This is a genomic window from Micromonospora sp. LZ34 (genome assembly GCF_052981855.1).
Genome location: NZ_JBRIQN010000001.1, coordinates 240,620 through 255,470 on the forward strand (window position 1 = coordinate 240,620; position 14,851 = coordinate 255,470).

Genomic DNA, 14,851 nt, shown 5'->3' on the forward strand with positions numbered 1-14,851 from the left:
GCCGATGCTGGGTCCAGTCTGCCCGGTCAACCCTCGGTCGGCAGCAGACAGCGCCGCTCCCGGTCCGAGGCCGGCCAGACGTACTCCAGTTCGGACGGGACGTCGCCGAAGATCGGCCGGTAGTGCTCCGGGTCCTTGCGGACCAGCGACGAGCGGTGGCTCAGGTGCAGGTCCTCCCGGCCCAGCCAGGGCGGCAGCTCACCGGCGGCGGCCAACTCCTCCTGGCTGCGGACGGTGGCGATGCCGCAGGCGGCGGCGAGGTCGCGGGTCATGGTGGCGGCGCAGGTGTCCGCCCGCCCCGGTTCGGACCAGACCGCGCACATGTCCAGCCCGTAGCGGGTCAGGGCCTCCTCGTACCCGGCCCACATCTTCACCGCCGGGTGGTTGCGCCAGCCGTACGTCGGCCAGGTCAGCCCGCGCAGCACCTGGATCGTCTCCACCCGCTGCTTGCCCAGCCGCTTCTGGTCCAGCGTCCGGGCGCTCGCCAGAAAGTCCGGGTACGGGAGGAACGTCTGCATGCCGCCTGCTCTACCCGCCGGCCGAACCGGCATGCCTGCCGGGCGGGAAACCGGACGGGGTCGCCCACCGTGATCGTGCTGACTACGATTCGGGCATGGGGGAGCCGTGGCGGGACCGGGCGCGACGGGCGGTCGAGTGGAACTGGCGGCTCCGGCCCGCCGGTGACCCCCGACCCCACTACGTGATCTGCGGGCGGGACGCGCTCGCCTACTACGTCGCCAAGGCGCTGCTGGAGACCGAACTGCCGGCCGGCGGCGCCCGGGTCACCGTGGTGGTGCCGGAGCGCTACCGGGTGGCCGGCCCCGACGTCGCCGGCCTGCGCGGGGTGCGGGTGGTCCGCTCCGACCGGCTGGACGTGCCGACCTTCCAGGCCGCCGGGCTGGCCGGGGCGAGCGGGCTGGCCCTGCTGCACCAGGACGACGTCGGCAACCTGCACGCGGCGCTCTGCGCCCAGGCGGTCGACGACGAGGTCCGCCAGGTGCTGCGGATGTTCAACAACACCCTCGCCGACGGGGTCCGGACGCTGCTCAAGGCCCGGGTCGAGGTGCTCTCCGACGCCGAGATGGCCGCCCCGGCGTTCGTCGCCGCCGCGCTCGGCGAGGTCGACCCGACCCACTTCCAGCACCGCGACCGGACGCTGCGGGTGGCCCGCCGCGCCGACGTGCGCGAGCAGGACGTGGTGTGCGGGCTGGCCGACCTGAGTGACCCGCAGCGGGTGCGGCTGCTTCCCGCCGACCAGTCCACCGCCGACCTGGTGCTCGCCGAGGCCACCGGGCAGCCGCCGGGCACCGAGGTGGCCGCCCGGCGGCTGGTCCGGGCGCGCCGGCGGCGGCGGCCGGTCGCCGTCCTGCTCCGTGCGATCCGTGGCTTCGCCACCCGCAAGATCGGCATCGCGGTGATGCTGGTGCTCGGGGTGATCGCGGTGCTCGGCGCGCTGATCTCCCAGGCGGAGGACGTCTCGCCGGCCGAGGCGCTCTACCTCACCCTGGTCACCACGCTCAGCGGCGCCGACCCAGACACCACCAAGGCGCCCGACGCGCAGGTCATGCAGGTGGTGCTCAACCTCGCCGGGCTGGCGCTGATCCCGCTGATCACGGCCGTGGTGGTGGACGGGATCGTCAACGCCCGGCTGGCCCTGCACACCGGCCGGCTACCCGAGCGCTCCGGGCACGTGGTGGTGGTCGGTCTCGGAAACGTGGGCACCCGGGTGATGGCCCAGCTCCGCGAGTACGACGTCGAGGTGGTGGCGATCGACAAGGACGCGGAGCCGCGCGGGGCCACCCTGGCCCGGCAGTTGGAGGTGCCGCTGATCGTCGGTGACGCCGCCCAGCCGGAGACCCTGGAGGCGGCGTCGGTCGGCGACTGTCAGGCCCTGGTGGTGGTCTCCACCGACGACGTGGCCAACCTGGAGGCGGCGCTTGCCGCCCGGGATCTCCGCGAGGACCTGCGGGTGGTGCTGCGGCTGTTCGACGGCGACTTCGCCGAGCGGGTGGAGGAGGCGTTCGGCATCGGCGTCTCCCGCTCGGTCTCCTACCTGGCCGCCCCGGCGTTCACCGGCGCGCTGACCGAACGCGCGGTGATCGCCACCATCCCGGTCGGTCGGCACGCGCTGCCGGTGGCCGAGGTGCCGGTGGCCGCCGGATCCGAGTTGGACGGCCGGCCGCTCAGCGCCGCCTCCCGGGACGGGCAGGTGCGGTTGATCGCCCGCACCCCGTCCGGTGGCGGGCGGACGAGCTGGCGGGACCTCGACCCCCGGCAGGTGATCTTCGCCGGTGACCGGCTCACCGTGGTGGCCCGCCGGGCCGGCCTGGACTGGCTGACCCGGCAGTGCGCGCCTCCGGCCCTCCCGGCCCGCCCCGGCGTCCCGGCGTCCCGGCCGGGCCCGCCGCCTCGCCCCGTCCCGCCGGTGTCCGGCGCGCCGAACGTCCCGCCGGCCGGCGGCGGGGTCCTGCCGGGGCAGCCCGCCGCCGACCGGCCGGGGCCGGTCACGGCACCCCCCTCGGCCGGGAACGGTGGACCGCCGCACGGTCCCGGCCCGGACGACGGCGCCCGCCAGCCGGAGGGCACCGGCCAGCCGGGCTAACCGCGGTGAGGGCTGTGTCGGACCGCAGGAGCACTCGAACCGTCGACTGGAGCTGGCGTTCCTCCGGGGACTTCCAAGGTAGTGTGGAAGTCATGGCGGCTGTGTACGAGGAACTGCCCTTCAGCGAGTTCCTGCATCGCCCGGCGGCTGCTGCCGACCGATTGCAGTCGGTGCGCGCGCTGCGGCTGCGGCGTCGCGACGCCAGCGATCTTGCCCTGACCCGTGCCGATCAACTGGAGCGGGACGCGGTGGTCATCGCCTTCACCGCGCGGCTGCTGGCCGGCCTCGTCCGGTCGGAGCCCGACGACGTGGTCCGCCGGGTGCTGGGTGAGGCGCTGCCGTGGGTGGCGTTCCTCCCGGACGAGGACGTCGACCAACTGCTCACTGAGCTGATCACCGTCGCGCAGGGTGCCGCCTCGCTGGGGAACCTGACGCCGGTCGCCGTCCTGCTCACGCAGTGGCGGCACACCGCCGAGATCCATGCCGACCCGGAGCTGCTGGAGATTCTTACGCGAGAGCCGGGCGGTGACTTCGGCCCGGTGCCTGCCCCGGAGGGCAGGGAATGAGCCCGAAGCGGGGAGATCGGGCGGCACCTCCGGCCGTCGGGACCGAGTTCGAGCTGCGCTTCGCCGACGCGGCCGCCGCCGAGGGCTGGGAGCACCTCGCCCGCCAGGTGCCGACGAATCCCCGCGAGACGGACTGACGGAAAGTCAGCGTCGCGCCGGTCGGAGGGCGTACCAGGCGGCACCGACGGCCAGCACGGCGAAACCGGCCAGCGCGCTGGCCAACGGCAGGTTGACCGCGAGCAGCAGGCAGCCGACCAGCCCCAACGCCGCCAGCACCTGAACGGGCAGCTTGCGGGACGGGTCCCGGCCCAGGGTGAGCGCGGAGGCGTTGGTGATCGCGTAGTAGACCAGCACCGTACAGCTGGAGAAGCCGATCGCTTGCCGGACGTCGCCGAGCGCGACCACCAGGATCACCACCGCGGCCACCGCCAGTTCGGCCCGGTGCGGCACCTGGTGGACCGGGTGCACGGCGGCCAGCGCGCCCGGCAGGTCGCGGCGGCGGGCCATCGCCAGGGTGGTGCGTCCCACGCCGGCGAGCAGGGAGAGCAGCACGCCGGTCACCGCGACGGTCGCCCCGGCGCGGACCACCCAGGCCAGGCCGGGCAGCCCGGCGGCGGTCACCACGTCGGCCAGCGGCGCGGCGGAGCCGGCCAGCCGGTCGGCGCCGAGCACGCCGACCGCGACCACGGCCAGCACCAGGTAGATCGCCAGCACCACGCCGAGGGCCAGCGGCACCGCCCGGGGAATCGTCCGCTCCGGGTCGCGCACCTCCTCGCCGAGGGTGGCGATCCGGGCGTACCCGGCGAAGGCGAAGAAGAGCAGGCCGGCGGCGGTGAGCACACCCCGGCCGGAGCCGCCGGGTTCGCCGAGCCGGTCCAGCGAGACGTCGGCCGCGCCGGCGACCGCGACCAGGGCGAGCACCGCCAGCACCAGCCCGACCAGCAGCTTCGTCACGGTCGCGGTCTTGCCGATACCGCGCAGGTTCACCGCGGTCACCGCCAGCACCGCCGCGATCGCGACCAGCCGGGCCTGCCCCGGCCAGAGGTACGCCCCGATGGTCAGCGCCATCGCCGCGCAGCTCGCCGTCTTGCCGACCACGAACCCCCAGCCGGCCAGGAAGCCGGCGAACGGGCCGAGTCGTTCCCGTCCGTAGACGTAGGTGCCGCCGGACTCGGGGTAGCGGGCGGCGAGCCGGGCCGAACTGGTCGCGTTGCAGAAGGCGATGAAGCCGGCCAGTGCCAGTGCCGCCAACAGCCCCGCCCCGCCGGCGTCCGCGGCGGCCGGGGCGAAGACCACGAAGACGCCCGCACCGAGCATCGACCCCAGCCCGATGACCACCGCATCGGGTACGCCCAGCCGGCGCGCGAGTTGGTTCACGACGGCAGGCTAGGCGGCCGAGATGAACGGGCGGCCAACGTCCCGGAGACCGGGCGGCAGCGGCAGGTCGTCCCAGGGCACCCGGTGCAGCAGCCGGTCCAGCAGCAGGCCCAGCAGCAGCCCGGCCACCGAGTCGGTGAGCCAGTGCCAGCCCAGGTAGGTGGTGGTGGAGAGGACGACCAGCGGCGGCACCACCCGGACCACGGCGACCAGCCGGTGCGGCACGCTGCGCCCGTAGCTGCGCAGCAGCGGGGCGAGCAGCAGGGCGATCACGCCGTACCAGACGATCGCGTTGGCCACGTGCCCGGACGGGTACGACTGGGCGAACCGGAGCGGCAGGTCCTCCTGGAAGAGCGGCAGGGTCTGCTCCGGCGGCAGGAACGGCTCCTTCACGCTGGCGCTCGGCGCCGGTCGGGCGGTCCACACCTTCAACGGGCCGATGGTCAGGTTGGTGAGCCCGAACGCGAGCACCGGGGGCAGCACCGGCCGCACCGATCTGAGCCGGACGGCGAGCAGCACCCCGAGCCCCAGCGCGATCAGCGTCAACGGGGTGCCCTGGCCGAGGTAGTTGAGGACCACCGCCGTCCAGTGCGCGGCCGTCGGCCGGTGCGCCGCCGACCAGTCGGCGACCGCCCGATCGATGCCGAAGAGCCGGTCGGTGGCGAGCGCCACGGTCAGCCCGACGAGCGCGGCCAGCAGCGCGGCGTCGAACCACCAGCCGGCCGGGCGGACCGGCCGGAGCCGCACCTTCCGCCGTACCGGCGTGGTCTCCCGCACGCGACCACGCTACCGGCCCCGCGCGGCGGCCTGGCGGCGCGGCCCGGGGGCGGCTGTGTGCCCAGCCACGTGGGGAAGCGCTCGGGCGGGGGGAGGCGTCACACTTGTCGCCGTGCGGATCACCTCGGCCCTCGTCGACCCGGCGCTGCTCGACCTTCCCTGGTCGACCCCGCTGGAGGAGTGGCCTGCCCAGCACCTGGTCGCGCTGCCGCAGGGCATCTCCCGGCACGTCGTCCGGTTCGTCCGCCTCGGCGGCTACGTCTACGCGGTGAAGGAGACCGGCGAGCGGGTGGCCGAGCGCGAGTACGACCTGCTCCGCGCGCTGGAGCGGATCGACTTTCCGTCGGTCGAGGCGGTGGCGATCGTCGCCGACCGGCAGACCGACGACGGCGAGCCGCTCGACCCGGTGCTGATCACTCGCCACCTGCAGTTTTCGCTGCCCTACCGGGCGCTCTTCTCGCACACCCTGCGGCCGGAGACCATGGGCCGGCTGCTCGACGCGCTCGCCGCGCTGCTGGTCCGGATGCACCTGACCGGCTTCTTCTGGGGCGACTGCTCGCTGTCCAACACGCTGTTCCGACGGGATGCCGGGGCGTTCGCGGCGTACCTGGTGGACGCGGAGACCGGGGCGCTGCACCACTCACTCTCCAACGGCCAGCGCGGCGAGGATCTGGAGATCGCCCGGGTCAACATCTTCGGCGAGGCGCTGGACCTACAGGCGGCCGGGCTGCTGCACGAGTCGATCGACCCGGAGGTGGTCTGCGAGGAGGTCGTGCAGCGCTACGAGCGGCTCTGGCACGAGATCACCTACGAGCAGCAGGTCGAGCGGGAGGCCCGGCACGACATCGAGGGCCGGATCCGCCGGCTCAACGAGCTGGGCTTCGACGTGGCCGAGGTGGCCATGTCCACCATCGGCAACGGCCGTTACCTGATCCGGCCAAAGGTGGTCGACGCCGGCTACCACACCCGGCGGCTGCTCCGGCTGACCGGCCTGGACGCCGAGGAGAACCAGGCCCGGCGGCTGCTCAACGACCTGGACGCGTACCGGGCGGAGAGCGACCTGACCGACGAGCAGCAGGCCGCGCACCGCTGGCTGACCGAGGTCTTCGAGCCGGTGGTCCGGGCGGTCCCCGCGCACCTGCGCCGCAAGCTGGAGCCGCAGGAACTCTTCGCCCAGATCATCGAGCACAAGTGGCTGCTCTCCGAGCGGGCCGGCCGGGACGTCGGGATGGCCCCGGCCGTGCAGTCGTACCTGTCGGACGTGCTGGTGCACCGCCCCGACGAGCAGGCCGTGCTCGGCGTCGAGGTACCCACCGCCGGCTGAGGCTCCGCCCCGGCAGTCGGTGACGGCTGAGGCGACGCGCGGCGTCGCCCGTCTCCACGGGCCCGGGCCGGTCGGTTGCGGCCGCACCGTCGAGGCAGCGGGAACGGGACGGGTCGCGGCCCGGTCACCCCAGCCAGGAGCCGCCGCGCATCACCCGGACCACGTTGAGGTCGTCGTCGAGCACCACCAGGTCGGCGCGGAGGCCGACCTGGAGGGCGCCCAGGCGGTCGCCGAGGCCGATCGCCCGGGCCGGTGTGGTGGCGACCATCCGGGCCGCGTCGGCCATCGGGATGCCCGCCGCCAGCGCGTGCCGCAGCGCGGCGTCCATGGTGAGCGTGCTGCCGGCGATCGCGCCGTCGCGGGTCAGCCGGGCCACGCCGTCGGACACCGTGACGGCCTGACCGCCCAGCTCGTACTCGCCGTCGGGCATGCCGGCGGCGGCCATCGCGTCGGTGATCAACGCCGCCCGTTCCGGCCCGGCCACCGAGGTGGCGAAGGTGAGCATCCCGTCGTGCAGGTGCACCCCGTCGGCGACCAGTTCGCAGACCACGTTCGGGGCGTCCAGCAGAGCCACCACCGGACCGGGTTCGCGGTGGTGCAGCGGCCGCATCCCGTTGAACAGATGGGTGCCGACGCTCGCGCCGGCCGCCACCGCGGCCCGGGTCTCGTCGTACGTCGCGTCGGTGTGCCCGACCGCGGCGACCACCCGGTGGGCGGTGAGCAGCTTGACCGCCTCCAGCGCGCCGTCGCGCTCCGGGGCGAGCGTGACCATCCGGATCGCGTCCCCGCCCAGCTCGATCAGCTCGGCCAGTTCCTCGGTGGACGGGTCGCGGAGGAACTCCGGGTTCTGCGCGCCGCAGCGGGCCGCGGAGAGGTACGGCCCCTCGAAGTGGATGCCGGCCAGCACGCCCTCGGCCACCAGCGGCCGGTACGCCGCGGTGGCCGACCGCATCAGCTCGAACGGCGAGCTGACCAGGCTGGCCAGCAGGGTGGTGGTGCCGTGCCGCCGGTGGAACGCGGCGGCCTGCCGGGCCTGCCCGGCATCGCCGGTGGTGAAGGTGTGCCCGCCGCCGCCGTGGGTGTGCATGTCGACGAAGCCGGGGAGGATCCAGTGCCCGTCGCGCACCGACGGGTACTCGGCCACCGCGGTGATTCGGTCGCCGTTGATCTCCACGCAGCCCTGCCGGATCACGCCGGTCGGGGTCACCACCTTGCCGTTGACCCGCACGGTCATCGTTTCTCCAGGTCGTCGAGGGCGAGCAGGGCGGCGCCGAGGCAGCCGGCCTCGTCGCCGAGGGCGGCCGCGACCAGGCGCGGCTCCCGGTGGAAGGTCATCCGCTCGTGCAGGGCCGCGCGCAGCGGGTCGAGCAGCTGGGCGCCGGCCTGGGCCAGGCCGCCGCCCAGCACGATCGTCTCCACGTCGAAGAGCGCCTGGCCGCTGGCCAGGCCGTCGGCGAGGGCCTCGACGGTCTCCCGCCAGACCTGCCCGGCCAGCGCCTCGCCGGCCGCCGCCCGGGCCGCCACCTCGGCCGCGGTCGCCGGTTCCCCGGCCAGCTCGGCGTAGCGCCGGCCGACCGCGGACGCCGAGGCCACCGCCTCCAGGCAGCCGGGGCGGCCGCAGCCGCAGCGGGGACCGCCGGGGCGGACCAGGATGTGCCCGATCTCGCCGGCCGCGCCGTGCGCGCCGACCGCGGCCGAGCCGTCCACCACGTGTGCGGCGGCGATGCCGGTGCCGATGGCGACGAAGAGCACGTGCCCGGCGCCCCGGCCGGCGCCCAGCCGGGCCTCGGCGAGCCCGCCGGCCCGCACGTCGTGGCCGAGCGCCGCGGGCAGCCCGAGCCGCGCCTGGGCCAGCTCCCGCAGCGGTACGTCCCGAAAGCCCACGTTCGCCGACCAGACCGCCACCCCGCGCGCCTCGTCGACCACCCCGGGCACGGCGATGCCGAGCGCCACCGGGGTGCGCCCGTCGGCGCGGGCCTTGCCGGCCAGCCCTTCGGCGACCTCCAGGATGGTGTCGACCACGGCCGCCGGGCCGCGCTCGGCGCCGGTCGGGTGCCGTTCGCTGTGCAGCACGGTGCCGTCCGGGTCCACCAGGGCGCACTTCATCCCGGTGCCGCCGACGTCCAGGGCGACGACGGCGTGAGCTGGGGTCACGCCAGCACCACTGAGCGGGTCAGGTGGCGCGGGGCGTCCGGGTCGAGGCCGCGGCTGGTGGCCAGCGCGACGGCGAACCGCTGGGCCAGGATCAGGTCGGCCATCGGGTCGACCGGCGTACGGCCGGCCGCCCAGCTGCTCAGGACGGTCCGGCAGCCGTGGGTGCGGCTGTGCACGAAGGTGGCGCCGGTGGCCGCCACGTCCTCCGCCAGCCCGTCGGGCAGGTCGCCGAACGCCCAGACCAGCCGGCCGGGCGCGGCGATCGAGATCGGGCCGTGCCGGTAGTCCATCGCCGGGTACGCCTCGGCCCAGAAGGTGGCCGCCTCGCGGCACTTCAGCGCGGCCTCCTGGGCCAGTCCGACCGTCCAGCCCCGGCCGAGGAAGGTGACCTGCTCGATCCGGGACGGCTCGATCGGCAGCGGGGCGCGGACCGCCACCTCGGCGTCGGCGACCAGCGTGGTGATGTTGTCGCCGAGGTGGGCGCGGAGCAGCGCCAGCGCGGTGGTCGCGAACCGGGTCTGCACCACCGAGCGCTCGTCGGCGAAGGGCATGGTCACCGCGGCGTCGGCCAGCCCGACCGCCGGGGAACCGGGGTCGCCGACCAGCACCGTGCTCGGCACCTGCCCGCGCAGCGCGGTGAGCAGTTCGAGCACCTCGGTGGTGGTGCCGGAGCGGGTGATCGCCACGAGCCGGTCGTAGCGGCGGCCGGCGGGGAACTCGGACGCCTGGAAGGCGTCGGTCTCGCCCTGGCCGGCGGCCTCGCGGCGGGCCGCGTACGCCATCGCCATGAACCACGACGTGCCGCAGCCGACCACGGCGACCCGCTCGCCCGGGCGGGGCAGTTGCCCGGCCACCGTCCCGGCCAGCTGCGCCGCCTCCCGCCAGCACTCGGGCTGGCTGGCGATCTCCGCGTCGACGTACGCCATGAGAACTCCTCGCAGGGGAGAACGGTGCGCAATACGGCTCGTTTGACCCGTCTTTCGCGCGTCATTCTGCGCGAACCCGGTAGGCCGTGGCAACCGGTGGCGCGATCGAGCAGGCCAGGGTTTTGCGCCCTCGTAGTTTCGCGCACTAGTGTGCACGCAATCAATCACCGACCGCGCAGTAACTGGAGGCCCTGGGGTGGACCGGTACGCCAGATGGAACGCCCTGCTCGAAATGCTGACCGACAGTGGCCGGGTCAGCGTCGAGGAGGCCGCCGAGCGGCTGGACGTCTCGCAGGCCACCATCCGGCGCGACTTCGACCAGTTGGCCCAGCAGCAGATGATCACCAGGACCCGGGGTGGCGCGGTCGCCAACGGTGTCTCCTATGACCTGCCGCTGCGCTACAAGACGGCCAAGCACTCGGCCGAGAAGCAGCGGATCGGCGCGGCCGCCGCGGCGCTGGTGTCGCCGGGCACCGTGGTCGGCCTGAACGGCGGCACCACCAGCACCGAGGTGGCCCGGGCGCTGGCCGTCCGCCCGGATCTGAACACCAGTGCCGAGGGCGCCCAGCTCACCGTGGTGACCAACGCGCTGAACATCGCCAACGAGCTGCTGGTCCGCTCCCGGATGAAGGTGGTGGTGGCCGGCGGGGTGGTGCGCCCCAAGTCGTTCGAGCTGGTCGGGCCGCTGGGCGGGGCACTGCTGCGCGAGGTCACCCTGGACGTCGCCCTGCTCGGCGTGGACGCGATCGACCCGCAGCTCGGCGCCGCCGCCCACCACGAGGGCGAGGCGGCGATGAACAACCTCATGGTCGCCCGGGCCAAGCGGGTGGTCATCATCGCCGACTCGTCCAAACTGGGCGGGCACGCCTTCGCCCGGATCTGCCCGGTGGACCGGGTGGAGACCCTGGTCACCGACTCCGGCGCCAACCCGGAGGTGGTCGAGGCGTTCCGGGCCGCCGGGGTCAGCGTCATCTGCGCCTGATCCACTCGTTTTCCTCGCTGTCGGTAACTGTCCGGCGTACCGATGCATACCGGGTATTGCACGGTTCTGCATACCGAGTATGGTGTCGCCTGTCATACCGCCCATCGGGGGAGGTGCAGCTTGCCAGCTGTCCTGGAGATAGAAGGTCTACGTAAGACGTACAAGAGTCGTCGGCGCGGCACCAGAAACGCGCTCGACGGCTTCGACATGCGGGTCGAGGCGGGGCAGGTGCACGGCTTCCTGGGCCCCAACGGCTCCGGCAAGACCACCACCCTGCGTACGCTGCTCGGCCTGATCCGGCCCAACGGCGGGCGGATGGCGATCCTCGGGCACGAGGTGCCCGCGGCGCTGCCCGCGGTTGCCGGGCAGGTCGGCGCGATCGTGGAGAGCCCGCAGTTCTTCCCGCACTTCTCCGCCCGGGACACGCTGTCCCTGCTGGCCGGCGCGGGGAACGTGCCGGCGACCCGGATCGACGAGGTGCTGGAGCTGGTCGGCCTGCGCGACCGGGCCGGCGAGCGGGTGAAGACCTACTCGCTCGGCATGAAGCAGCGGCTCGCCGTCGCCTCGGCCCTGCTGAAGAACCCGAAGCTGCTGATCCTCGACGAGCCGGCGAACGGCCTCGACCCCGGCGGCATCCGGGAGATGCGCACGCTGATGCGCAACCTCGCCGAGTCCGGCATGACCGTGGTGCTCTCCAGCCACATCCTCGGCGAGATCCAACTGATCTGCGACTCGGTCACCATCATCTCGCTGGGCCGCCGGGTGGCCTTCGGCCCGGTCGAGCAGGTGTTGGCCGAGCACTCCTCCGGCGCGGTCCGGGTGCGGCTGGAGGCGGTCACCGACCTGCCGGCCGCCACCGAGGCGCTGACCGGCGCCGGGATCCGGGTGACCGGTCATCCGGACCACCTGATGCTCGCCGGGGTCGACAAGCCGGCCACGGTGACCCGGCTGCTGGCCGAGCGCGGCCTGTACGTCAGCGAGCTGGCCCCGGTCGCCGTCGACCTGGAGAGCGTCTTCCTCGAACTGACCGCCACCGCGCCGGTACCCGGCCAGCACCGGCAGGTCGACCAGTCCACGAAGGTCGGTGGCGCGGGGCAGCCCGGCGCCACCGGAGGAGGTTGGGGCGCGTGAGTCTCTACCGTACGGAGCTGCGCCGGCTGGCCAAGCGGCGCTTCACCCGCTGGATGACCCTGCTCGGCCTGCTGGTGCTGGCCACCGTGATGATCGGTGTCTTCTTCAGCAACCAGAAGATCGACGCGGGCGCGTACGCCCGGGCCGAGCGCCAGGCCGAGCAGCAGTACCAGGAGCAGGTCCGCTGGAGCGAGCAGGAACGCCTCGCCTGCGAGCGGGCGAAGACCGAGGGCACGGCGGACGCCGACCGCTTCCCCCCGGACTGCTCGGTGATCAGCCCGCCGCCCCGCGAGGCGATCGAGGCGCGCTGGTTCCTGCCGTCCACCTTCGACTTCCGGGAGAACTTCGGCTTCACCCTGCTGCCCTTCGCGGCGATCCTGGCGCTGGTCGGGTTCGTGGTCGGCGCCTCGTTCGTCGGGGCGGAGTGGAGCACCGGCGGCATGATGAACCTGCTGCTGTGGCGGCCGAAGCGGCTGAACGTGCTGTTCACCAAGCTGGCGGCGCTGCTCACCGGGGTGCTCGCGGTGGCGCTGCCCGCCGCGGTCGCGTGGTTCGGCGGGTTCTGGCTGGTCGCCACGTTCCGCGGCAGCACCGAGAAGGTGACCTCGGGCGTCTGGCAGTCGTTCGGCCTGACCGGGCTCCGCGGCATCGTGCTGGTCCTCGTGACGGCAACCGTCGGGTTCGCGCTGGCCTCGCTGGGCCGGCACACCGCGATGGCTCTGGGCGGGGCGATCGCGGTGATGGTGGTCGGCCAGTTCGGGCTGGCCATCCTGCTCGACATGGCCGGGGTGCGCTTCGCCGAGGTCTGGCTGCTGCCCACGTACGCGGTGGCGTGGATGCAGAAGAAGGTGACCCTGGAGGACTGGGAGGCGTGCAACGCCACCTTCACCGGGGAGTGCCGACCGGAGACGTTCGACGTCACCTGGCAGCAGTCCTCGGTGCTGCTGAGCGTCGGGCTGGTGGTGATCCTCGGCGCGGCGCTCTGGGCGATGCGCCGGCGGGACATCTCCTGACCGTACGGCGGCGGCGCGATCCCCGGTCCTCCCCGACCCGGGCCGCGCCGCCGCCGGCGTCTGGTGCGGTTCGGGTGGGCCCTGGTTAGGCTGAGATCCCCGGTCGGCGTCGCCGTGCCGGCCGCCGTTGCCCGCAAGGAGCGCCATGCAGCCCGCCGACGCCTCCCCGGCCACCGAGACCTCCGCGGCCGACCGGGGCGGACGGACGGCCGGCTCCCGCGCCGGCGGTAGCGTCCCGCCGCCACGCTCCGCGCCGGGCAGCGAGGCGACCCCGGTCCCACCGCCGCGCACCGCCCCGGAGGCGGAGACCGCGCCGCGCGTCCAGGAGGCGCGGGACGCGACCGGCGCGGCGGCGGAGACGGTGCCTCGTGCGTCGTCCGGCGTCGTGGGCGACCCGACGGAGGCGCCGCCGATCGACGACACGGCGCCGGACGGTGCCGCGTCGGACGGCGACGCCGCGCCGGGCACGGCCGGCGTTCTCACCGAGCGGGAGCGCGCGATCCTCGACTTCGAGCAGCGGTGGTGGCGGCACGCCGGGGCCAAGGAACAGGCCATCCGGGACACTTTCGGCCTCTCCGCCACCCGCTACTACCAACTGCTCAACGCCCTTCTCGACCACCCGGCCGCGCTGGCCGCCGCGCCCGTGCTGGTCGGGCGGTTGCGCCGGCTGCGGTCGTCCCGGGCCCGCAACCGTCGCCGCTGACCGCTTCGCGCCGGCCGGCCGTCTCGGGCCGGTATGCCCGTTCCGATCCGGTTTCCGTCGGATGCCCCTGCGGCCCGCCGGAATGCTGGCGAGCCGCGCGGGTAGGCGGATGACGTTCCGGGCTGCGGGTCTCGCAGCCGGATCACGTTCCGGGGCGCTGCCCCGGGGCCGACGGAGGGAGCGGGCTAATGACGGGGATGAACCCGAGCCGGCCACCGGACGGTGCGGCCGGCACCGGGCAGCAGGCCCGGCAGCAGGCGTCGCGGGTCGGGCACCAGGCGACCCAGGCCGGTGGGCAGATCGCCCACGCCGCGGCCGAACAGGGCGGCCACGTCGCCCAGGAGGCGCGACAGCAGGCGCGGCACCTGACCGGCGAAGCCACCAACCAGATGCGCGGCCAGGCCCATGCGCAGAAGCAGCGGGCCGCGGACGGCCTGCGTGGCATTGGCCGCGAGCTCAACTCGATGGCGGAATGCAGCCAGGACTCCGGGATGGCTGCCCAGGCGGTCCGCCGGGCGGCCGACGTCGCCGAGCAGGCGGCCGGCTGGATCGAGCACCGGGAGCCGACTGCGATGATGGACGAGGTGCGCGCGTACGCGCGGCAGCATCCGGGCACCTTCCTGGCCGGCGCGGCGGTGGCCGGCCTGCTGTTCGGGCGGCTGACCCGGAGCCTCAAGTCCCCGGGCGACGGCGGCGGCCGGGGTGCCCCGAGCGAGGAGATGGCGCAACCGGGCGGGCCCGGTGCCATGCCCGGTGCGCCCCAGGCCGGACCGCGTCCGTACGAGCAGACGGTCGCGGCGCCGTACGAGGCCGAGTCGCCGTACGTGGGTGCGGCCCGGGTGCGCAACGCGACGCCGCCGGGTCGGCCGGAGGGCGACATCCGCGGCGGGGTGGCGCCGTGAGTGCCCCGGAGAAGGAGCGAACCCAGGCGTCCGTCGGCGATCTGCTCGGCGACGTGACGCGGGATCTCTCCACGCTGGTCCGCAAGGAGGTCGAGCTGGCCAAGGCGGAGCTCCGCGAGGAGGCGAGCCAGGCCGGGAAGGCCGGCGGCATGTTCGGCGGCGCGGGACTGGCCGGCTTCTTGGCCGTGCTGTTCGTGTCGTACGCGGTGTGGTGGGGTTTGTCCAATGTGATGGACCAGGGCTGGGCCGCGCTGCTCGTGGCGATCGCCTGGGCCGTGGTCGGCGGCATCCTGCTCGTCAACGCGCGGAACAGGCTGCGCGAGATGCGAGCGGTGCTACCCCGCACCCAGGAAACCGCGCGGCAGTTGCCGAACGCGCTGCGTGGCCGGTGAAC

At 74.4% G+C, this 14,851-nt stretch carries 16 protein-coding genes; 10 read left to right on the forward strand and 6 right to left on the reverse strand.

The annotated features are described in order from the left end of the window. Positions 1–26 precede the first annotated feature (26 nt). Positions 27–518 (reverse strand): MSMEG_6728 family protein, encoded by a 492-nt coding sequence (locus ACVCAH_RS01100; protein ID WP_447134129.1) that lies wholly within the window; start codon positions 516–518, stop codon positions 27–29. 95 nt (positions 519–613) lie between these two features. Here ACVCAH_RS01100 and ACVCAH_RS01105 point away from each other — a divergent pair, with 95 nt between their 5' ends. The 3 genes from ACVCAH_RS01105 to ACVCAH_RS01115 all read left to right on the forward strand — a co-directional run bounded on the left by ACVCAH_RS01105 (position 614) and on the right by ACVCAH_RS01115 (position 3,305). Next, the gene (locus ACVCAH_RS01105) at positions 614–2,602 is read left to right on the forward strand and encodes a potassium channel family protein (RefSeq protein ID WP_447134130.1); all 1,989 of its coding nucleotides are present in this window, start codon (positions 614–616) and stop codon (positions 2,600–2,602) included. 92 nt (positions 2,603–2,694) lie between these two features. Next, on the forward strand, positions 2,695–3,168 hold the full coding sequence (locus tag ACVCAH_RS01110) for a hypothetical protein (protein ID WP_447134131.1): 474 nt from the start codon (positions 2,695–2,697) through the stop codon (positions 3,166–3,168). Continuing rightward, positions 3,165–3,305: a hypothetical protein gene (locus ACVCAH_RS01115; protein WP_447134132.1), complete on the forward strand. Its 141-nt coding sequence runs from the start codon at positions 3,165–3,167 to the stop codon at positions 3,303–3,305. The genes ACVCAH_RS01110 and ACVCAH_RS01115 overlap by 4 nt, the downstream gene beginning before the upstream one ends. A 7-nt stretch (positions 3,306–3,312) precedes the next feature. Here the strand turns inward: ACVCAH_RS01115 and ACVCAH_RS01120 are convergent, their stop codons facing one another. Beyond that, the gene (locus ACVCAH_RS01120; RefSeq protein WP_447134133.1) at positions 3,313–4,545 is read right to left on the reverse strand and encodes an APC family permease; all 1,233 of its coding nucleotides are present in this window, start codon (positions 4,543–4,545) and stop codon (positions 3,313–3,315) included. A gap of 9 nt (positions 4,546–4,554) precedes the next feature. Beyond that, a complete protein-coding gene (locus ACVCAH_RS01125; RefSeq protein ID WP_447134351.1) occupies positions 4,555–5,292 on the reverse strand; it encodes a phosphatase PAP2 family protein in 738 nt (245 codons plus the stop codon). Positions 5,293–5,434: 142 nt separating this feature from the next. On the opposite strand from ACVCAH_RS01125, the gene ACVCAH_RS01130 reads away from it, so the two are divergent. Further along, complete coding sequence (locus ACVCAH_RS01130; protein ID WP_447134134.1) at positions 5,435–6,646, forward strand: DUF4032 domain-containing protein; 1,212 nt, start codon at positions 5,435–5,437, stop codon at positions 6,644–6,646. A 124-nt stretch (positions 6,647–6,770) separates the two neighbouring features. Here the strand turns inward: ACVCAH_RS01130 and nagA are convergent, their stop codons facing one another. The 3 genes from nagA to ACVCAH_RS01145 are packed head-to-tail and all read right to left on the reverse strand — an operon-like array spanning position 6,771 to position 9,726. Beyond that, positions 6,771–7,880 (reverse strand): N-acetylglucosamine-6-phosphate deacetylase, encoded by a 1,110-nt coding sequence (gene nagA, locus ACVCAH_RS01135; RefSeq protein WP_447134135.1) that lies wholly within the window; start codon positions 7,878–7,880, stop codon positions 6,771–6,773. Further along, positions 7,877–8,800 (reverse strand): ROK family protein, encoded by a 924-nt coding sequence (locus ACVCAH_RS01140; protein ID WP_447134136.1) that lies wholly within the window; start codon positions 8,798–8,800, stop codon positions 7,877–7,879. The genes nagA and ACVCAH_RS01140 overlap by 4 nt, the downstream gene beginning before the upstream one ends. Next, positions 8,797–9,726, reverse strand: a complete 930-nt coding sequence (locus ACVCAH_RS01145; protein ID WP_447134137.1) for an SIS domain-containing protein — start codon at positions 9,724–9,726, stop codon at positions 8,797–8,799. Before ACVCAH_RS01145 ends, ACVCAH_RS01140 begins: the two co-directional genes overlap by 4 nt. 196 nt (positions 9,727–9,922) lie before the next feature. Here ACVCAH_RS01145 and ACVCAH_RS01150 point away from each other — a divergent pair, with 196 nt between their 5' ends. From ACVCAH_RS01150 to ACVCAH_RS01175, 6 genes are all read left to right on the forward strand, one after another. Further along, positions 9,923–10,708, forward strand: coding sequence for a DeoR/GlpR family DNA-binding transcription regulator (locus ACVCAH_RS01150; RefSeq protein WP_302920712.1), 786 nt, complete (start codon positions 9,923–9,925; stop codon positions 10,706–10,708). A gap of 120 nt (positions 10,709–10,828) precedes the next feature. After that, positions 10,829–11,839, forward strand: a complete 1,011-nt coding sequence (locus ACVCAH_RS01155; protein ID WP_447134138.1) for an ABC transporter ATP-binding protein — start codon at positions 10,829–10,831, stop codon at positions 11,837–11,839. Continuing rightward, a complete protein-coding gene (locus ACVCAH_RS01160) occupies positions 11,836–12,852 on the forward strand; it encodes an ABC transporter permease subunit (RefSeq protein WP_447134139.1) in 1,017 nt (338 codons plus the stop codon). The genes ACVCAH_RS01155 and ACVCAH_RS01160 overlap by 4 nt, the downstream gene beginning before the upstream one ends. Before the next feature lie 145 nt (positions 12,853–12,997). Then, on the forward strand, positions 12,998–13,555 hold the full coding sequence (locus ACVCAH_RS01165) for a DUF3263 domain-containing protein (protein ID WP_447134140.1): 558 nt from the start codon (positions 12,998–13,000) through the stop codon (positions 13,553–13,555). Between the two features lie 188 nt (positions 13,556–13,743). Next, positions 13,744–14,457: a hypothetical protein gene (locus tag ACVCAH_RS01170; RefSeq protein WP_447134141.1), complete on the forward strand. Its 714-nt coding sequence runs from the start codon at positions 13,744–13,746 to the stop codon at positions 14,455–14,457. Continuing rightward, positions 14,454–14,849 carry a phage holin family protein gene (locus ACVCAH_RS01175; protein WP_447134142.1) on the forward strand — a complete coding sequence of 132 codons (396 nt, stop codon included), beginning with the start codon at positions 14,454–14,456 and terminating at the stop codon, positions 14,847–14,849. Before ACVCAH_RS01170 ends, ACVCAH_RS01175 begins: the two co-directional genes overlap by 4 nt. Positions 14,850–14,851: the final 2 nt, after the last annotated feature.